Source organism: Streptomyces sp. NPDC043861 (assembly GCF_056435905.1).
On record NZ_JBWKDP010000006.1, the window covers coordinates 380,471 to 399,109 of the forward strand.

The 18,639-nt window shown below is 70.0% G+C and carries 17 protein-coding genes and 1 rRNA gene; 4 read left to right on the forward strand and 14 right to left on the reverse strand.

The features are described 5' to 3' along the window. Positions 1 to 290 precede the first annotated feature (290 nt). On the forward strand, positions 291 to 1,028 hold the full coding sequence (locus AC068D_RS17560) for a DUF4253 domain-containing protein (RefSeq protein ID WP_478823896.1): 738 nt from the start codon (positions 291 to 293) through the stop codon (positions 1,026 to 1,028). A 6-nt stretch (positions 1,029 to 1,034) separates the two neighbouring features. Here the strand turns inward: AC068D_RS17560 and hemB are convergent, their stop codons facing one another. From hemB to AC068D_RS17590, 6 genes are all read right to left on the reverse strand, one after another. Next, the gene (gene hemB / locus AC068D_RS17565; protein ID WP_478823897.1) at positions 1,035 to 2,030 is read right to left on the reverse strand and encodes a porphobilinogen synthase; all 996 of its coding nucleotides are present in this window, start codon (positions 2,028 to 2,030) and stop codon (positions 1,035 to 1,037) included. A gap of 177 nt (positions 2,031 to 2,207) precedes the next feature. Continuing rightward, the gene (locus AC068D_RS17570; protein WP_478823898.1) at positions 2,208 to 3,875 is read right to left on the reverse strand and encodes a bifunctional uroporphyrinogen-III C-methyltransferase/uroporphyrinogen-III synthase; all 1,668 of its coding nucleotides are present in this window, start codon (positions 3,873 to 3,875) and stop codon (positions 2,208 to 2,210) included. Continuing rightward, complete coding sequence (gene hemC, locus AC068D_RS17575; RefSeq protein WP_478823899.1) at positions 3,872 to 4,840, reverse strand: hydroxymethylbilane synthase; 969 nt, start codon at positions 4,838 to 4,840, stop codon at positions 3,872 to 3,874. Before hemC ends, AC068D_RS17570 begins: the two co-directional genes overlap by 4 nt. Continuing rightward, a complete protein-coding gene (locus tag AC068D_RS17580; protein WP_478823900.1) occupies positions 4,837 to 6,192 on the reverse strand; it encodes a glutamyl-tRNA reductase in 1,356 nt (451 codons plus the stop codon). The genes hemC and AC068D_RS17580 overlap by 4 nt, the downstream gene beginning before the upstream one ends. Continuing rightward, a complete protein-coding gene (locus AC068D_RS17585) occupies positions 6,189 to 7,025 on the reverse strand; it encodes a redox-sensing transcriptional repressor Rex (protein WP_478823901.1) in 837 nt (278 codons plus the stop codon). The genes AC068D_RS17580 and AC068D_RS17585 overlap by 4 nt, the downstream gene beginning before the upstream one ends. A gap of 274 nt (positions 7,026 to 7,299) precedes the next feature. Next, a complete protein-coding gene (locus AC068D_RS17590) occupies positions 7,300 to 7,575 on the reverse strand; it encodes a glutaredoxin family protein (RefSeq protein ID WP_478823902.1) in 276 nt (91 codons plus the stop codon). 138 nt (positions 7,576 to 7,713) lie between these two features. On the opposite strand from AC068D_RS17590, the gene AC068D_RS17595 reads away from it, so the two are divergent. The 3 genes from AC068D_RS17595 to AC068D_RS17605 all read left to right on the forward strand — a co-directional run bounded on the left by AC068D_RS17595 (position 7,714) and on the right by AC068D_RS17605 (position 11,627). After that, a complete protein-coding gene (locus AC068D_RS17595; protein ID WP_478823903.1) occupies positions 7,714 to 8,661 on the forward strand; it encodes an HAD family hydrolase in 948 nt (315 codons plus the stop codon). A 546-nt stretch (positions 8,662 to 9,207) separates the two neighbouring features. After that, positions 9,208 to 10,056 carry an ECF subfamily RNA polymerase sigma factor, BldN family gene (locus AC068D_RS17600; RefSeq protein ID WP_478823904.1) on the forward strand — a complete coding sequence of 283 codons (849 nt, stop codon included), beginning with the start codon at positions 9,208 to 9,210 and terminating at the stop codon, positions 10,054 to 10,056. A gap of 347 nt (positions 10,057 to 10,403) precedes the next feature. Next, a complete protein-coding gene (locus AC068D_RS17605) occupies positions 10,404 to 11,627 on the forward strand; it encodes a DUF5667 domain-containing protein (RefSeq protein WP_478823905.1) in 1,224 nt (407 codons plus the stop codon). A gap of 111 nt (positions 11,628 to 11,738) precedes the next feature. On the opposite strand, the gene AC068D_RS17610 is transcribed toward AC068D_RS17605, so the two are convergent. The 8 genes from AC068D_RS17610 to rrf all read right to left on the reverse strand — a co-directional run. After that, positions 11,739 to 12,896, reverse strand: a complete 1,158-nt coding sequence (locus tag AC068D_RS17610; RefSeq protein ID WP_478823906.1) for a lysophospholipid acyltransferase family protein — start codon at positions 12,894 to 12,896, stop codon at positions 11,739 to 11,741. A gap of 25 nt (positions 12,897 to 12,921) precedes the next feature. Beyond that, a complete protein-coding gene (locus AC068D_RS17615; protein ID WP_478823907.1) occupies positions 12,922 to 14,028 on the reverse strand; it encodes an NAD-dependent epimerase/dehydratase family protein in 1,107 nt (368 codons plus the stop codon). A 172-nt stretch (positions 14,029 to 14,200) separates the two neighbouring features. Continuing rightward, on the reverse strand, positions 14,201 to 14,299 hold the full coding sequence (locus AC068D_RS17620; RefSeq protein WP_003948845.1) for a 30S ribosomal protein bS22: 99 nt from the start codon (positions 14,297 to 14,299) through the stop codon (positions 14,201 to 14,203). 110 nt (positions 14,300 to 14,409) lie between these two features. Beyond that, positions 14,410 to 14,619 (reverse strand): helix-turn-helix domain-containing protein, encoded by a 210-nt coding sequence (locus AC068D_RS17625; protein WP_158687078.1) that lies wholly within the window; start codon positions 14,617 to 14,619, stop codon positions 14,410 to 14,412. Positions 14,620 to 14,747: 128 nt separating this feature from the next. Then, positions 14,748 to 15,563, reverse strand: a complete 816-nt coding sequence (locus AC068D_RS17630; RefSeq protein WP_478823908.1) for a phosphatase — start codon at positions 15,561 to 15,563, stop codon at positions 14,748 to 14,750. A gap of 327 nt (positions 15,564 to 15,890) precedes the next feature. Then, positions 15,891 to 17,066, reverse strand: coding sequence for an acetoin utilization protein AcuC (locus AC068D_RS17635; RefSeq protein WP_478823909.1), 1,176 nt, complete (start codon positions 17,064 to 17,066; stop codon positions 15,891 to 15,893). Beyond that, a complete protein-coding gene (locus AC068D_RS17640) occupies positions 17,017 to 18,243 on the reverse strand; it encodes an MFS transporter (protein ID WP_478823910.1) in 1,227 nt (408 codons plus the stop codon). Before AC068D_RS17640 ends, AC068D_RS17635 begins: the two co-directional genes overlap by 50 nt. Positions 18,244 to 18,547: 304 nt before the next feature. Further along, positions 18,548 to 18,639: ribosomal RNA gene (gene rrf / locus AC068D_RS17645) — 5S ribosomal RNA — on the reverse strand; the annotation flags it as partial.

Below are 18,639 nucleotides of genomic sequence, written 5' to 3' on the forward strand. Positions count from 1 at the left end.
GGCTCCGCAGCCGGCGCGGGGTGCTCACCATCCCCATGAGCACCCCGCCCCGTGCCTCTGCGCCGCGCAACGCCCTGCCAGGAAGCCGGGGAAGCCACGAACCGGGGGAAGCCGCGCAAGCCCGGAGACCGCGGCGGGGAGGCCGTCGAAGTTCGGGCCGTGCGCAACAGGAGGCATGCGGCAGGCCCACCTCGTCCGTGACAGCCCCGTCCGTGGCACCTGACATGCCGTCGGCGCCCGTCCGCTGCCCGTGCCCGGCGCTGTCAGTGGCGGACCGTACGGTTCGGACCATGGTCATGAACCCGAATGCGCTGGGCCTGGACCTGCCGTCCGGCGCTGTGCGTACACAGCCGTCGTTCTGGTACGCGGACACACCCGCGGACCACAACACCTGGGCGCGCCTCCTCCCGGCTCGGGAGGAAGCCGGTATGCACCCCGTGCTGATGGTGGACGAGGGCAAGTACCTCTACGCCGACCAGATTGCCGACCCGGACGACCACGACCCCGAGGAGACGCTTCAGCATCTCTGGGGCCGGGTGCAGGCCGTGGACCACGACGAGGACGACGCCGACACGATCGCGCCGTTCACCCCTGAGTGGCCCGGGCTCGCACCCGCCGGAGAGTCGCAGGCCGACGCCGACGCCGTGGCCGCCGGCGTCAGCGCCGCGCTCCTCGACACCGACCGGCTGCCCGGCGCCCGAGCAGCCCTGGTCCCCGCCAGAAGCGGCGCGGACATACCGGCCGCCCTCGGCTGGACCGGTGCCTGCAACCACACGGAGGCCGGTCTGATCTCCGCAGTGCTGCGTTCCTGGGAGGACCGCTTCGGCGCACGCCTCGTGGCGCTCCCCGCCGACCGCCTGCATCTCTCCGTGGCGGCGCCGCCCCGCACCATGGCGCACGCCCTCGCCGTGGCCGCCGAGCACCACGCGTTCTGTCCGGACAACGTCTGGCAGGGCTACGAGACCCTGCGTACCTACGCAGCCGAAGCAGTGCTCGGGAAGGAGCACTGGACGTTCCGGTGGGACTGAGCGCGCTCAGCGCCCCAGCTTCTGCGCGACCTCGGTCGCCCAGTAGGTGAGGATCATCTGCGCGCCTGCGCGCCGGATCCCCGTCAGCGTCTCCAGGATCGCCTTGTCCCGGTCGATCCAGCCCTTCTCGGCCGCGGCCTCGATCATCGCGTACTCACCGCTGATCTGGTACGCGGCCACGGGTACGTCCACCGCGTCCGCGACCTTGGCCAGCACATCGAGGTACGGACCCGCGGGCTTGACCATGACCATGTCGGCGCCCTCCTCCAGGTCGAGCGCCAGCTCCCGCATGGACTCCCGCAGATTCGCCGGGTCCTGCTGGTACGACTTGCGGTCGCCGGTCAGCGAGGAGGCGACGGCCTCACGGAACGGCCCGTAGAACGCCGACGAGTACTTGGCGGTGTAGGCGAGGATCGACACGTCCTCCTTGCCGATGGTGTCCAGCGCATCCCGGACGACCCCGACCTGACCGTCCATCATCCCGCTGGGCCCCACCACATGGACGCCCGCGTCGGCCTGGACCTGCGCCATCTCGGCGTACCGCTCCAGCGTGGCGTCGTTGTCGACGCGGCCGTCGGCGTCGAGCACTCCGCAGTGCCCGTGGTCGGTGTACTCGTCAAGACACAGGTCGGACATGATCACCAGATCGTCCCCGACCTCTTCCTTCACGGCGCGGACGGCGACCTGAAGAATGCCCTCCGGATCCGTGCCGGCAGTCCCCGCCGCATCCTTCTTCGCGTCCTCCGGAACACCGAAGAGCATGATCCCGGAGACACCGGCGGCCACGGCCTCCACCGCGGCCTTGCGCAGCGTGTCCAGCGAGTGCTGCACGACGCCGGGCATCGCCGCGATCGGCACGGGCTCGACGACGCCTTCCCGTACGAACGCCGGAAGGATCAGATCAGCGGGGTGCAGTCGCGTCTCGGCGACCATGCGCCGCATCACGGGAGTGGTCCGCAGCCGCCGCGGCCGCGATCCGGGGAAGGATCCGTACACAGTCATGCCCACCACGCTACGCCGGTCCGGGGCAGGCATTTACCGACAGACCGCCGGTGGCCGGCAGGGCGCCGAACGCGGTCACGACCGCCACGGGGCCGTGCCCGGCGACCTGCCACGACGGCGGAGCAGCACGAGGAAGGGGCCACGGGGAACAACCCCGTGGCCCCTCGACCCCATCGATCAGGTCGTCCGACGCCTGCGCGCCCCCGGCCTCCGCTCGCTCGGACGCGTCACCGGATCCCCGGCCTCCACCGCGGCCTCGCGCCGCCGCGCGCCGAACTCCGCCAGCGCCTCCGCCAGCTTGTGCACCGACGGCTCGGGCGACAGCACATCCACCCGCAGCCCGTGCTCCTCGGCGGTCTTCGCGGTCGCGGGACCGATGCACGCGATCACGGTCACGTTGTGCGGCTTCCCGGCGATGCCCACCAGATTCCGCACGGTCGACGACGACGTGAACAGCACGGCGTCGAAGCCGCCGCCCTTGATCGCCTCGCGCGTCTCGGCCGGCGGGGGCGAGGCCCGCACCGTCCGGTAGGCGGTGACGTCGTCGACCTCCCAGCCGAGCTCGATCAGGCCCGCCACCAGCGTCTCCGTGGCGATGTCGGCCCGCGGCAGGAACACCCGGTCGATCGGGTCGAACACCGGGTCGTACGGCGGCCAGTCCTCCAGCAGCCCCGCCGCGGACTGCTCCCCGCTGGGCACCAGGTCCGGCTTGACCCCGAAGTCGATCAGCGCGCGGGCCGTCTGCTCACCCACCGCCGCGACCTTGATCCCGGCGAAGGCGCGGGCGTCGAGCCCGTACTCCTCGAACTTCTCACGCACCGCCTTGACGGCGTTGACGCTCGTGAAGGCGATCCATTCGTAGCGGCCCGTCACGAGCCCCTTCACCGCACGCTCCATCTGCTGCGGCGTACGCGGCGGCTCGACGGCGATCGTCGGCACCTCGTGCGGCACCGCGCCGTACGAACGCAACTGGTCGGAGAGCGAAGCCGCCTGCTCCTTCGTCCGCGGCACGAGGACCTTCCAGCCGAACAGGGGCTTGGACTCGAACCACGCCAACTGGTCCCGCTGAGCCGCGGCACTGCGCTCGCCGACCACGGCTATGACCGGCCGGTGCCCCTCGGGCGAGGGCAGCACCTTCGCCTGCTTGAAGACCTGCGCGATGGTCCCGAGCGTCGCGGTCCACGTCCGCTGCCGCGTCGTGGTGCCGCCGACCGTCACCGTCAGCGGGGTGTCGGGCTTGCGCCCGGCGGCCATCAGCTCACCCGCCGCGGACGGGACCGCGTCCAGCGAGGTCGACACGACGACGGTCCCGTCCGACGCCCCGACCTCGGTCCAGCAACGCTCGCCGGCGGTACGGGCGTCGATGAACCGCACGTCGGTTCCCTGCGCGTCACGGAGCGGCACGCCGGCGTACGCGGGCACGCCCACCGCCGTCGCGACGCCGGGCACGACCTCGAACGGAATGCCCTCCGCGGCGCAGGCGAGCATCTCCTGGCCCGCGTTGCCGTCGAGTCCGGGGTCACCGCTCACCGCACGGACGACCCGCTTGCCGCCCCGTGCAGCCTCCATGACAAGATTGGTCGCATCCCTCAACACGGGGACCCCGGCGGGTGCTGACGCATCGTCAACAACCGTCAGCTCGGACGTGCTCACGCCCGTCCGCGCATGGCCGCGAACGACCTCGAGGACATCGGGCTCGGCGATCAGCACGTCCGCGCCGGCCAGCGCCTCCACGGCGCGCAGCGTCAGCAGCCCCGGGTCGCCGGGACCGGCGCCGAGGAAGGTGACATGCCCTGGTGCGGAGAACGCCGACGAGGCAGAGGTGGCAGTGGTGGTGGGGCTCAATGTGCTCGCTCCCCCATAAGACCGGCCGCACCCTTGGCGAGCATCTCGGACGCGAGTTCGCGACCGAATGCCACGGCGTCTTCGTGCGACTTGGGTACGGGACCGGTGGTGGACAGCTGCACCAGCGTCGAGCCGTCGGTCGTACCGACGACACCGCGCAGGTGCATCTCATGAACAGCCTGTTCATCGGCCGGCAGGTCGGCCAGTGCACCCACAGGTGCACTGCAGCCGGCCTCCAGGGCGGCGAGCAGGGACCGCTCGGCGGTCACGGCGGCCCGGGTGTGCGGGTCGTCGAGCTCGGCGAGCGCAGCGGCGAGTCCGGCATTGGCTGCCGGGCACTCGACCGCCAGTGCCCCCTGGCCGGGGGCGGGCAGCACGATGTCGACCGACAGGAAGTCGGTCACCTCGTCGATCCTGCCAATACGGTTCAGCCCGGCCGCGGCCAGCACCACGGCGTCGAGCTCCCCGTCATGTACGTATCCGACCCGGGTGTCGATGTTCCCGCGGATCGGCACAGTCTCGATCTGCAGCCCGTGCGCGCGGGCGTACGCGTTGAGCTGCGCCATGCGCCGCGGCGAGCCGGTGCCGATCCGGGCGCCCTTCGGCAGCCGGTCGAGCGTCAGCCCGTCGCGCGCGACGAGCACGTCACGCGGGTCCTCGCGCCGCGGCACGGCCGCGAGCGTGAGCTCCTCGGGCTGCGCGGTCGGCAGATCCTTCAGCGAATGCACGGCGAAGTCCACCTCGCCCGCGAGCAGCGCATCGCGCAGCGCGGTGACGAACACACCCGTGCCCCCGATCTGCGCCAGGTGCTCACGGGAGGTGTCACCGTACGTGGTGATCTCGACGAGCTCGACGGAGCGTCCGGTCAGCCGGGTCACCGCCTCCGCCACGTGCCCGGACTGGGCCATGGCGAGCTTGCTCCGCCTCGTCCCCAGCCTCAAAGCCTTCTCGGCCCTCTCGGTCATACCCGCCCTCGGTTCTTGACGTCGGCGTCGTTCAGGTCGGCCCGGCTGACGGATGCGACCGTCTCCGGGTCGAGGTCGAAGAGTGTCCGCAGCGCGTCCGCGTATCCGGCACCGCCGGGCTCGGCCGCGAGCTGCTTGATCCGCACAGTGGGCGCGTGCAGAAGTTTGTCGACTACGCGGCGGACGGTCTGGGCGATCTCGGCTCGCTCCTTCTCGTCCAGACCGGGCAGCCGTCCGTCCAGCCGCGCGATCTCACCGGCGACCACGTCGGCGGCCATCGTGCGCAGCGCGACGACGGTCGGCGTGATGTGCGCGGCGCGCTGAGCGGCGCCGAACGCGGCGACCTCGTCGGCGACGATCGTGCGCACCTGGTCGACGTCGGCGGCCATCGGGGCGTCGGCGGATGCCTCGGCGAGGGACTCGATGTCGACCAGCCGGACCCCGTCGAGACGGTGCACGGCGGCGTCGATGTCGCGGGGCATCGCGAGGTCGAGCAGCGCGAGCGTGCCGCCCCGTCCCGCCAGCGCGGCCTCGACCGCGTCCGTGTGCAGCACCAGACCGGTGGCACCCGTGCACGAGACCACTACATCGGCACGTGTCAGCTCTTCACCCACCGAGTCCATGTCGACGGCTCGGGCACGCACGCCCGTACCACCGGGTTCGGTCAGGATCTGCACGAGCCGGTCGGCGCGCTCCAGCGTCCGGTTGGCGATGACGATCTCGGCCACTCCGGCGCGCGCCAGGGTCGCCGCGGCGAGCGAGGACATCGAGCCGGCGCCGATGACGAGCGCCCGCTTGCCCTTCGCCCAGATCTCCACCGGAGTGCCGTCGGACAGCTGCTCGAGGCCGAAGGTGACGAGCGACTGGCCGGCCCGGTCGATCCCGGTCTCGCTGTGGGCGCGCTTGCCGACCCGCAGCGACTGCTGGAAGAGGTCGTTCAGCAGCCTGCCCGCGGTGTGCAGCTCCTGGCCGAGCGCGAGGGAGTCCTTGATCTGCCCGAGGATCTGGCCCTCGCCTATGACCATCGAGTCAAGACCGCATGCCACCGAGAACAGATGGTGGACGGCGCGGTCCTCGTAGTGCACATAGAGATAAGGAGTGAGCTCCTCCAGCCCGACGCCACTGTGCTGGGCGAGCAGGGTGGAGAGCTCGGCGACGCCGGCATGGAACTTGTCGACGTCGGCGTACAGCTCGATGCGGTTGCAGGTGGCGAGGACCGACGCCTCCACCGCGGGCTCCGCGGCCAGCGTGTCCTGCAGCAGCTTGATCTGTGTGTCCGGGGACAGCGAGGCGCGCTCCAGCACGCTGACCGGGGCGCTGCGGTGGCTGAGTCCGACGACCAGGAGGCTCATGCCGGCATCACGGCGGGGACGTCCCCGTCGGGTCCCTTCCGGCTTGCACCCGTGCCCGCGGCCGCGGAGGTGTCCGCGGAGGTGTCCGTCCCGGCGGACGCGGCGGCGGCAGTGTCGTCCGGGCCCGTCGCCCCGCGCGTTCCCGCGGGCGGCACCTCTGCCTCCGCCTCCTCGCCGGCCTTGCGCTGCTCGTGGAACGCGAGGATCTGCAGCTCGATCGAGAGGTCGACCTTGCGCACGTCGACGCCGTCAGGCACCGAGAGCACGGTGGGCGCGAAGTTGAGGATCGAGGTGACTCCGGCAGCGACCAGCCGGTCGCACACCTGCTGCGCGGCCCCGGCCGGCGTCGCGATGACGCCGATGGAGACGCCGTTGTCCGAGATGATCTTCTCCAGCTCGTCCGTGTGCTGGACAGGGATCCCGGCGACCGGCTTGCCGGCCATCGCCGGGTCCGCGTCGATCAGCGCGGCGACCCGGAAGCCACGGGAGGCGAAGCCGCCGTAATTGGCCAGGGCGGCGCCGAGATTACCGATACCGACGATCACGACCGGCCAGTCCTGGGTGAGGCCGAGCTCCCGGGAGATCTGGTAGACGAGGTATTCCACGTCGTAGCCGACACCACGGGTGCCGTACGAGCCGAGGTACGAGAAGTCCTTCCGCAGCTTCGCGGAGTTGACCCCCGCCGCGGCCGCGAGCTCCTCCGAGGAGACCGTGGGCACAGAGCGCTCCGACAGCGCGGTCAGCGCGCGCAGGTACAGCGGAAGCCGGGCGACGGTGGCCTCGGGGATTCCTCGGCTACGGGTCGCCGGTCGGTGAGTTCGGCCAGTTGCCACGGTGCTCCTGCGGGATGAGCGAGGCTGCAGGCGGCCATACGTTCCAGGACCGCCCCGTCGAATGCAGGCTATGTCTTTGTGAACGCGTGCACAAAGATGGTGTCCGCTTTGTCCGTGCAAAGTGACCGGGGTCACGCGAGCCGATCGCGGGATTCCGGAACCCGGGACCGCTCGTGTCCGTTGAAAAAACGAAGGGGGCAAAGCGGTCCACACTCCTTACGGCCACGCCCCCGAGACCCCACCAAATCGCCCACGATGGTAACCGCCTTTCGGGTCACGCCCCCAGCTCGCGGCGCAGCCGGCCGGCATCCACTCTCCAGAAGGTGTGCTGCTCCCCGTCCACCAGGACCACCGGGATCTGCTCCCAGTACGCCCGGTGCAGCTCCTCGTCCTGGGTGATGTCCTTCTCCTCCCAGGACGCGCCCGTCTGCGCGCACACCTCCTCGATCACCGCCCGCGCATCGTCACAGAGGTGGCATCCGGGCTTCCCGATCAGGGTCACGACCCGCTCGCCGGCCTTCTTTTTGGTACGCCGCAGCAGAGGACTCATGACCCCATTCTCCGCCCCGCTCCTCTACTCCTGGTCGCGTGTCCGAACTGCCGGTTTTAACAATCGGGCCACCGAGAGTTCACGCCTTCGCATCCCTGCGAGTCAGGAACCGCCGAACCGACTGGCTATGCTCACGCCATGGCCGCACTGGGATGGCTCACCCCCCGTAGGCGCTCCGCAACCGCCCGGAGCGTCCTCGCAGGCGAGGCCGCCGCCGAGGCAGCGCGCAAGACCTCGCAACAGCTCGCCGCCGGCACCGCGTCCCCCGGAACCGGGGACGCGGTGCCGAAGGAACCGGACTTCCCCGTCGCCGGGGACGACCGCGCCGCAGCCTTCTTCGATCTCGACAACACCGTCATGCAGGGCGCCGCGATCTTCCACTTCGGTCGTGGCCTCTACAAGCGCAAGTTCTTCCAGCGCCGCGAGCTGGCCAGGTTCGCCTGGCAGCAGACCTGGTTCCGGCTCGCCGGGGTCGAGGATCCGGAGCACATGCAGGACGTGCGCGAGTCCGCCCTGTCCATCGTCAAGGGCCACCGCGTCTCCGAGCTGATGTCGATCGGCGAGGAGATCTACGACGAGTACATGGCCGACCGCATCTGGCCCGGCACCCGTGCCCTGGCCCAGGCCCACCTCGACGCGGGCCAGAAGGTGTGGCTGGTCACCGCCGCGCCCGTCGAGACCGCGACGATCATCGCCCGCCGGCTCGGTCTGACCGGCGCGCTCGGCACGGTCGCCGAGTCCGTCGACGGCGTCTACACCGGCAAGCTGGTGGGCGAGCCGCTGCACGGCCCGGCGAAGGCCGAGGCGGTACGCGCCCTGGCGGCGGCAGAAGGCCTGGATCTGGCCCGCTGCGCGGCGTACAGCGACTCGCACAACGACATCCCGATGCTCTCGCTCGTCGGGCACCCGTACGCGATCAACCCGGACACCAAGCTGCGCAGGCACGCGCGGGAGCGCGACTGGCGGCTGCGCGACTACCGTACGGGCCGCAAGGCGGCCAAGGTCGGCATCCCGGCCGCGGCCGGGGTCGGCGCACTGGCGGGGGGCACGGCCGCGGCCGTCGCCCTTCACCGCCGACGCCGCTGACGCCTCTGACACATCGAGCGCCCCCCAGACCGGGCGCCGCCGGCTCCCCGGTACGTCGGAATCGCCCGCCCCTCCGGCACCGGGCGCCGTGACAGTGCCGGATTTCCGCCGCCATGGACACAGCCGGCACCGAGGGCACCACACGGCTCCCGGCACCCCTCGGCACCACCGCGGACAACCACCGCGGACAACCGGCGCCACGACCGGTGTCACCGACGGCACCGAACGCCGGCCTGCGGCACGTCGCATTCCGATGCCCTTACCCGGCCGCGCCTCCCGCCAGTCCCGATACCGGCACATGGGCACAACCCATCACGCGCTGCAACAGATCGCGAAGCGATTCGATCAGTAAGCGATCACAATCTGCGACTCAATCCGCCGCCTTGCCGTAACAGAAGCGACGGAATCGATGATTTGAGCAACTGGGTGTAGCGCTGCCTGTACGAAGCGTTATTCTCCTCAGACGCATACAGGACCCCGCACGTCGCCACGACGAGTGAACGGTCCCGCACTGCACGTGATGGAAGCTCTGCCTCTGGGAGTCCCGTGTACCCACACGTCGGGGTTGACGCCTCGGGCCTGGCTACGCTGCGCGCAACGGTCCTCGACCACTTGCGCGGCTTCGTCCCCACCGCGTACGCCGTCCCCGCTTTCGCAGCGCCGGGCACTGCCGCCCTCGGCCCTGCCGGTCCCTGCTACGCCCTGACGGACGGAATCGAGAAGGGGCCGGTGCGCAGCGGCGTCGTCGAGGGGCGGCGGTCGTCGGGTGACGGGCGGGAAGCCGGCAGACGAGGCGGCCGCGGCGCCGGTACGTCGGCCACGGCCCGCCGCCCCAGCGCCGACAGCGACAGCGCGCGCATGATGGAGCTGGTCGAGCGCGCCCAGGCCGGTGAGGCCGACGCCTTCGGCCGTCTCTACGACCAGTACAGCGACACGGTCTACCGCTACATCTACTACCGCGTCGGCGGCAAGGCGACGGCGGAGGACCTCACCAGCGAGACCTTCCTGCGCGCCCTGCGCCGCATTTCCACCTTCACCTGGCAGGGGCGCGACTTCGGCGCCTGGCTGGTCACGATCGCGCGCAATCTGGTCGCCGACCATTTCAAGTCGAGCCGATTCCGACTGGAAGTGACCACCGGCGAGATGCTCGACGCCAACGAGGTCGAGCGCAGCCCCGAGGATTCGGTGCTCGAGTCACTCTCGAACGCCGCACTGCTGGAAGCGGTGCGCAAGCTCAACCCCCAGCAGCAGGAGTGCGTCACTCTGCGCTTCCTCCAGGGCCTGTCGGTGGCCGAGACCGCTCGGGTGATGGGCAAGAACGAGGGCGCGATCAAAACCCTCCAGTACCGCGCAGTCCGCACCCTGGCAAGGCTCCTCCCCGACGACGCCCGCTGACCCTCCTCCGCGCTCCCGAGTTCTTCTCGGCCCCTCCGCTCCCCTTGCGACCCCTGCCTCGATGTTCCTGTGCCCTCTCCCCGTCCCCCCACGAACCAGACCCCACATCCAGCCCCCCACGCTGCCCTGTTCCTTCAACTCACCACCCGTGAGCGGCTGATGACGCACTGGTCCGATCATCCTTCGCGCGTAACCCAACTGCCGAGCCGCTCGTTGTGCGGAATGCAGGCTCCCTGCGGTCACGCCCTGCTCGCAGCCACTCACTCGTTCGTGTGGATGTGCTCAAGGCGTGCAACCTTCCGGACCCCCCGGGGAGTCGATCGTCATGACGAGAGGAGGTGCCGCCAGTGATCGCGAACGTTTCGGCGCACCGGCGGGCGAACGCCTTCGCCCAGACCCTGGAGGATCAGACGCTCCGGGGCGCGGCGGCCGACCAACCCGTGGATTCTGCCGAACCGGCCGAACAGGGGCGGTTGTTGGCCCTGGCGAACGGCCTCGGCAAACTGCCGAAGCCCGAGTTGGACCCCGAGGTCAAGGTGGTGCAGCGAGCGCAGCTCGTCGCCGCCATGGAGGCGATGCTCCTCGAGGGCACAGCCTTCGGAGGGGGTGCGTCCGGGGGCCCTGCCGTCCCGGAGCAACGAACCTCCGGCCGCGGTGCCCACCGGGCATCACCGCTCCGGAAACTACGCCCACGCTCCAGATGGTCCAAGGGCCTCGCGGCCGGCGGCCTCACCGTGGGAGTCGCGGCCGGCGCCCTCAGCGGGGTGGCCGCTGCCAGCTCCGACGCCCTCCCCGGTGACTCGCTCTACGGGCTGAAACGGGGCATGGAGGACCTCAGGCTCGGCATGGCCGACGACGAAGCCGACCGCGGCGAGCTCTATCTCGACCAGGCCTCGACACGGCTCAGCGAGGCCCGTCGGCTCATGGAGCGCGGCCGGGCCGGCGAGCTGGACCACGAATCGCTCGGCGAGGTCAGGCGTGCCCTGACCGGAATGCGTCAGGACGCCACCGAAGGCCACAGGCTCCTGCACCAGGCGTACGAGCGGGACGGCTCTCTCGGCCCCATCGCGACGCTCTCGTCCTTCTCCCGCTCCCACCGCGACGCATGGGACGGACTGAGGACACGCCTTCCGGTCCAGCTCACTGATGTCGGCGACGAGGTGAGCTCGGTCTTCGACGCCATAGACCAGGAGGTCGGACCGCTCCAGTCGCTGCTGCCGCGCGCTCCCGAGAGGGACAGCACCGGCAGGTCCCAGCGCCCTGGAGCGACCCCCGAGAGCTCCACGGGCTCGACCGGTTCGTACGGCACGGACCAGCCGTCGTACTCCACGCCCTCCGCCGGCAGGACGGGCACCGACAACCGGCCCCACCCGTCCGGCTCGGGCACGACGGAGGACGACGGCCTGCTCGGGGGCAACACGGGCGGCCTGCTAGACCCTCCGCAGAACAGCACGACACCGTCCGCCCCGTCCGGAGGGGCTCAGACACCGCCGCCCGTACCGGACGTCACGCTCCCGCCACTGTTGCCGGGACTACTTCCGGGCCTGGGCATCGAAGCGGAGGACGACTAGCGGTCGGCCGACCGGCGTACCGACCGCAAGCGTTGACGGTTGAGGGGAGAGGCACCCACCAGGGGCCTCTCCCCTCGACCGTGTACGGGACCGTCACGGACCACACGCGGGTCAGAAGAACACGGACCGCCGCTGCACCAGCAGCTTGTACAGCGTGTGCTGGATCTGCTCCCGCACCTGGTCGGTGAGGTTGAACATGAGCATCGGATCCTCGGCCGCCTCGGGCGGGTAGCCGTCCGTCGGAATCGGCTCGCCGAACTGGATCGTCCACTTCGTCGGCAGCGGCACCGCCCCGAGCGGCCCCAGCCAGGGGAAGGTCGGCGTCAGCGGGAAGTAGGGGAACCCCAGCAGCCGCGCCAGCGTTTTCGCATTGCCGATCATCGGGTAGATCTCCTCCGCCCCCACGATCGAGCACGGCACGATCGGGACACCCGCCTGCAGCGCCGTGGAGACGAAACCACCACGCCCGAACCGCTGCAGCTTGTACCGCTCGCCGAAGGGCTTCCCGATGCCCTTGAACCCCTCGGGCATCACGCCGACGACCTCACCCTGCTGCAACAGCCGTTCGGCGTCCTCCGCACACGCCAGCGTGTGCCCGGCCTTACGTGCCAGTTCGTTTATCACCGGCAGCATGAAGACGAGATCCGCGGCGAGCAGCCTCAGATGACGGCCTGCCGGGTGCTTGTCGTGCACGGCGACCTGCATCATCAGCCCGTCGAGCGGCAACGTCCCGGAGTGATTGGCCACCACGAGCGCCCCGCCCTCCGACGGAATGTTCTCGATGCCTTTCACCTCGACCCGGAAGTACTTCTCGTACAGCGGTCGTACGAGCGACATGAGCACCTGGTCGGTGAGCTCCTTGTCGTAGCCGAACTCGTCGACCTCGTAGTCCCCGGTGAGCCGGCGCCGCAGAAAGGCCAGCCCGCCCGCGATCCGCCGTTCCCATCCACCCTCGCCGCCGTGGCCGTCCCGGCCGCTGTCGCCGCTCCGGTCGCCCGCCTCCTGCACTCGGGGCTCTTCCACTGGCTGGCTGCCGTTCGCGGCACTCCGTACGGGGCCGGTCTCCCGCGCCGCACCCAGCGGGCCCGCAGCGCCCGGCAGCTCCCTCTCGGGCTGCCCAGGCACCGCACCGACCGGCACCTCACGCATCGCCACCGCCTCGGCGGGGGTCTTTCGCCGGCCCGTCCCGGCGCGGCGCCGCGCCGGGCGTTGCGGCGCGCCCGTGCGTGACCGGTCGTCGTCGAACGGAATGACCTTGGCGTCCGCCATCGTTGCTTGCGCTCCTTATCCGGCGCTATCCGGCGCTCTGGGTGCTGTTCGCCATGCTCGTCGCGGTGGTGCTCGGGTGTGTGCGCGCGCTTCTCCTGCAGCCTGCCGCCGTCGGCAGAGTGGCGAGCCTGTCCACCGCCCTGGCCACCGCCTCCGGCGGCAGCAGGCCCGGCGCACGACTGCGCGCGAATTCCGCGAAGGTCTCCACCGTCGTGTATTCGGGGTCGAAGCCCAGGGTCTCCCGCATCTGAACCGTGCTCACGACCCGGCCATGGGTGAGCAGCCGGATCTGCTCCGGAGAGAAGTCGGTCACCCCGACGGTGCGCAGCGCGGAGCCGACCCAGGTGACGGCCGGCAGCAACACCGGCACCGTCGGCCTGCCCAGCCTCCGCGAACACTGCGAGAGCAGCAGCACCCCGTCGCCGGCGATATTGAAGGTGCCGCTGTTGAGCGTGCCACGGCGCGGCTCGTGGGACGCGATCCGCAGCACCTCGATGACATCGTCCTCATGGACGAACTGCAGCCGTGGGTCGTAGCCCAGGACCGTCGGCAGGACAGGCAGCGAGAAGTAGTCGGCGAGCGGGGAGTCGGCCCGAGGTCCGAGGATGTTCGCGAAGCGCAGCACACACACCGCCACATCGGGCCTGCGGCGCGCGAACCCGCGTACGTACCCCTCGACCTCCACCGCGTCCTTGGCGAAGCCACCGCTCGGCAGCGACTTGGGCGGCGTGGTCTCGGTGAACACGGCCGGATCACGGGGGGCCGAGCCGTACACGCTGGTGCTGGACTTGACGACCAGCCGTTTGACGGTCGGCGACTTCTGGCAGGCACCGAGCAGCTGCATGGTGCCGATGACGTTGGTCTCCTTGACCGAGGTCCTGCCGCCCGAACCCAGGGGGGTGCCCGTGACATCCATGTGGACGACGGTGTCGACTCCGTGTTCGGCGAGCACACGGGCTATGGCCGGCTGGCGGATGTCCGCACGGACGAATTCCGCGCCGCCCAGATGGTGCTCGGGAGTCACCGCATCCACGCCGACCACCCGCTCCACTTCGGGGTCCCGCTGGATGCGGCGTACGAAGCGGCCCCCGAGCTGCCGGGCCACACCGGTGACGAGCACGACCTTGCCCAAGATCAGCGCCTTCCGTTCGGTTCTCCCCTAGGCGTCACCGTAGCGGGTTGATGTTGCGCTGTGATGACCGCAGGCCAGTCTTCACGGCTCATTGCCCCCAACGCCGCACGACGCACCGCGGCCCTCCCACCGTGATGGTGGGAGGGCCGCGTAGTTCACGGACAGCTGCCGCTTACTTCTTGTTGCGACGCTGAACGCGCGTGCGCTTGAGCAGCTTGCGGTGCTTCTTCTTGGCCATCCGCTTGCGCCGCTTCTTGATAACAGAGCCCACGACTACCCTCGCTCACTTCTCTTCACTCGGTGCGGGGCGTCTGGGCCCACACGACCTACGTCGGCCTAGCCTACCGGCCCGAGCTCCGAGCAAGTAATCCGAGGGGTGCCTCAGGCGGATTCGACCCCCACGAAAGACTCGCGGAGGTACTCGTGAACCGCTTGCTCCGGTACCCGGAAAGACCTCCCCACCCTGATCGCCGGCAGATGACCGCTGTGCACCAAGCGGTACACGGTCATCTTCGACACGCGCATCACCGAGGCGACTTCCGCCACGGTCAGGAACTTGACCTCGTTGAGAGGCCTCTCGCCAGCAGCCATGACCCACCTGTACCTTCCGCACACGACGCACACCGGCTTCCCCTCCGGTGACTCTTCGTCGCTGTGCGCTCACTCACCAGACTAGGGGCGGGTGGTGCGAGTGGGGAAGAGGAGCAGCCGTCAGCCGTTTACTGTGACAGACACGCTCGATTGAGTACATACCGAGTAAGCGGCCGGTAGTAAGTGGACCGCACAGCGTCATCAAGCGGAACGGCTACCGACACTCGGCCCTCGGCCTCGCCGACGAACAGCGCGGGGTCGTCCGTATCCGCCAGCCCGATGGCCTCAAACCCGAGCTGACCTGCTCCGCAGACCCAACCGTGGTCCCCGACGACCAGCCCGGGAAGCGGCCCTCCGGCCTCGGCGAGACCCTCGAGAGCGACCCGGACCGGGAGCGGTGAATGGGTGTGTGCGCCGGTTTCACGCCCGGCGCCCCGCGCCCCCGGTTCCCGCACCACCGCGACTCCTCGTACGTAGTCGAGGTTGTACGTGCGTACGCCGAACCGGGTCGTTATGTCGACACATCGCCCCTGCGCGGGTGTGAGTACAGGACAGCCTGCCGCCGACAGGGCGTCTGCCAGAGCGGCGTAGAACCCGAGCAGCCGATGCGGATGCCCGGTCCCGAGGAGCACCGGCACACGCCTCTCGGCCGCCTCGGCCAGCCGGTCGGCGAAGGCATCCAGCCGGTTCAGTGTCCTTTCGGGGTTGATCGTATCCAGCCCGGAAACGTGATCAAGATTGTCCGAAACGCCACACCTGTCGGCCATCAGTGCGATCAAATCCCGTTCAGCCCATACCCATTCGGGAGCGAGCCCGAGCGTGACCCGCGGATCCCGCGCCGCGAACAGGCGATAGCTGCGCAGGCTCTCCTCCCGCGACGTCGCCACCGACCCCGCCAGTCTCGCCGCCAACAAATGCGCCCGCAGCGCTCCCCTGCTCAACACATGCCGATGTTCCCGCAGCCCCGCACCACGCGCCGAGAAACCCTGGCAAAGCCCCACAATCGGCCTAACGCCCGGTCCCTCAAGGGCATTTGCCCCACGCCGTCGGGCCGACGGCGCCGCCCACCGCAGACCGGCCGAGAAGCCGACGCCCAGGCACCAGGCCGCCCGCGCCCAGCCGGCGACCGGCTCTCCGCCCCGGGCAGGAGGAGGCCCAGGTCATGGCCGCCCGGCAGTGCATCGGCCGCCCGGAGGGCGGGGCGCCACGGCCTTCGGCGCATACGCTCGCACGACGGAGCAACGCCCTCGTACCGATGTCGGGGACAGCCCTCAGGCCAGCATCCCCCTGAGCGGAAACACCGCCCGCCTCGTCGCCAGCACCGCTTGATCGAGCCGGTCGGCCGGGTCGTACCCGTCCTCCCACGCCCTCCACTCCGGTGTCCGTCCGTCGGTCATCCGGCCCGGCCCCAACTGCCGTGTCCGCGCGTACACCTCGTCCTGCCACGACGACGGAAGCACCGAGTCCGGGTCCACCGGCGCATGTGCCGCGATCCCCACCAAGTGTGTCCACGACCTCGGCACGACGTCCACCACCGCGTATCCCCCACCACCCAGAGCGACCCAGCGACCGTCCTCCACGCACTCGTGGGCAAGTGCGTGACACGCCTCCTGCACCAGCCGCTGCGCGTCCAGTGACACCGCGAGATGTGCCAGCGGATCCTCGAAGTGGGTGTCCGCCCCGTGCTGCGTCACCAGCACCTGGGGCCTGAAGTCGGCCAGCAGCTCGGGGACCACCGCGTGAAACGCACGCAGCCATCCCTCGTCCCCCGTGCCCGGCGGCAGCGCGACATTCACGGCCGAGCCCTCGGCCGCGCCCTCACCGCCCGTCTCCTGCGGCCACCCCGTACCGGGAAACAGCATCCGTGGATGCTCGTGCAGAGAAATCGTCAGGACCCGCGGGTCATCCCAGAACGCCGTCTGCACCCCATCCCCGTGGTGCACGTCGACATCCACGTACGCGACCCGCTCGGCCCCCAGCTCCAGCAGCCGGGCAATGGCCAAGGACGCGTCGTTGTAGATGCAGAACCCGGATGCAGACCCCGGCATCGCATGATGCAGTCCGCCGGCGAAGTTGACCGCATGCACGGCCTCACCGCGCCACACAGCCTCCGCCGCGCCCACGGACTGCCCCGCGATCAGCGCCGAGACCTCGTGCATTCCGGCGAAGGCCGGGTCGTCCATCGTCCCCAGTCCGTACGCCTGATCCGCCGATCCGGGGTCCTCGGACGCCGCCCGAACCGCCGCGACATAGTCCTCACGGTGGACCAGACGCAGCGTCGACGCCCCCGCAGGCTTGGCAGCGACCACATCCAACGCGTGGTCCAGCCCGTACGCCCGTACCAAGCCCATGGTCAGTGCCAGGCGCACCGGGTCCATCGGATGTCCGGCCCCGAAGTCATACTTCGTTACCGCTTCGTCCCACATCAACAGTGTGCGGCCGCTCATGAACGCCACCGTATAGGGCGGACTCCTTCGCGAACGACCGGGCATACAGCAACGTCACAAGCACCAACGACATCGGCACGAGCATCGCCCCGCGGTAGCTCCACGCATCCCCGAGGGCGCCCACGAGAGGCGACCCGATCAAGAAGCCCACGTAGTTGAAGACATTCAGCCGCGCGACGGCCACATCGCTCGCACCCGGGAACAATCGGCCGGCCGCCGCGAACGTCTGCGGGACGACGACAGAGAGTCCGAGTCCCAGAAGAGTGAACCCGGCCAGCCCCACCCAGGCCCCGGGAGCCACTGCCACCACCGCGAATCCGCCGGCGGCCAGCACCGTCCCGCCCCGCACGACCGCCACTGCCCCGAAACGCCGCACGCCGAGATCACCCACCGCCCGACCGAGGAGCGTCGTCACCATGTACGCGTTGTAGGGCACGGTCGCCAGCTCCTCCGATCCGCCCAGCACGTCCTGGAGATACTTCGCGCTCCAGTTGGAGACCGTCGAATCCCCGATGTACGCGCAAGTCATCACCAGACACAGCGGGAGCAGCAGCGGGAACGTGACCCTCCCGCCGCCCCGAGGCGCATCTCCCTGGGCCTCCGGCCTGTTGTGCGCATCCACGTACCAGCGGCTGCCGACCAGGGCCACAGGCAGCAGCACCGCGACTACCGGCATGTACGACACCGCGAGCGGGACATCCCCGTGCGCTCCCACCCACGCGAGCGACGCACCCGCAATCCCACCGAGGCTGTACGCGGCGTGGAAGCCGAGCATGATGCTGCGCCCATAGGCCCGTTGCAGGCTCACCCCCAGCATGTTCATGGACGCGTCCAGTGCACCGACCGCCAGCCCGAAGGCCCCGAGAGCCGCCGCCAGCTGCCACATGTCGGTACCGGCGCCCACCGCCAGCAGCGCCAGCAGCACGACCGGCTGGGACCACCGCAGCACGGCTCCCGGCCGCAGCCGAACCACAAGCTTCTCGGTCCCCACACTGCCGGCGCCGGCCAGCACCGGCACCGCAGCCAGAAACACGGGCAACAGCCCGTCGGATATCCCGTAACGGTCCTGGATGGCAGGTATACGCGTCACGAGCAGGGCAAAGGTCACCCCTTGCACAAAGAAGCTCAGCGCCAACGAGGCCCGACCGTGCCGCAACCGCGCATCCGCGTTCGTCATGGCCGGACAGCGTAAGCGGCGCGCGTACCCGTGGGTAGATGAATCAGGCGAGCAATACGGGAAGCTCCGCCATGTCCGCGAAGAGGGTGCTCTGGCTCCCGGCGGCTTCGCGGGCTCCGTCGTCGCGGTGAACCCTCGGGTGGGCGAGGCCGGTCGGACACACACGCCAGGACGATGCGGGAGGCCTGCTCACCGTCGACGAGCACTCCGTCCTTCGAGTCGTTCGAGTCGTTCGAGTGCAGGTAGGCACAACGCAAAAATGCCTCAACCCCCGGACAATGTCCGGGGGTTGAGGCAAATGATTGTTCGGCGGTGTCCTACTCTCCCACAGGGTCCCCCCTGCAGTACCATCGGCGCTGAAAGGCTTAGCTTCCGGGTTCGGAATGTTACCGGGCG

Excerpts from the sequence above, each read along its gene's own strand:
- AC068D_RS17625 (WP_158687078.1), bottom strand. The coding sequence starts at position 14,619 with ATGGCTGCTGGCGAGAGGCCTCTCAACGAGGTCAAGTTCCTGACCGTG.
- AC068D_RS17580 (WP_478823900.1), bottom strand. The coding sequence starts at position 6,192 with ATGAGCCTCCTGGTCGTCGGACTCAGCCACCGCAGCGCCCCGGTCAGC.
- AC068D_RS17595 (WP_478823903.1), top strand. The coding sequence starts at position 7,714 with ATGGCCGCACTGGGATGGCTCACCCCCCGTAGGCGCTCCGCAACCGCC.
- AC068D_RS17640 (WP_478823910.1), bottom strand. The coding sequence starts at position 18,243 with ATGACGAACGCGGATGCGCGGTTGCGGCACGGTCGGGCCTCGTTGGCG.
- hemC (WP_478823899.1), bottom strand. The coding sequence starts at position 4,840 with ATGACCGAGAGGGCCGAGAAGGCTTTGAGGCTGGGGACGAGGCGGAGC.
- AC068D_RS17610 (WP_478823906.1), bottom strand. The coding sequence starts at position 12,896 with ATGGCGGACGCCAAGGTCATTCCGTTCGACGACGACCGGTCACGCACG.
- AC068D_RS17590 (WP_478823902.1), bottom strand. The coding sequence starts at position 7,575 with ATGAGTCCTCTGCTGCGGCGTACCAAAAAGAAGGCCGGCGAGCGGGTC.
- AC068D_RS17635 (WP_478823909.1), bottom strand. The coding sequence starts at position 17,066 with ATGAGCGGCCGCACACTGTTGATGTGGGACGAAGCGGTAACGAAGTAT.
- AC068D_RS17560 (WP_478823896.1), top strand. The coding sequence starts at position 291 with ATGGTCATGAACCCGAATGCGCTGGGCCTGGACCTGCCGTCCGGCGCT.
- hemB (WP_478823897.1), bottom strand. The coding sequence starts at position 2,030 with ATGACTGTGTACGGATCCTTCCCCGGATCGCGGCCGCGGCGGCTGCGG.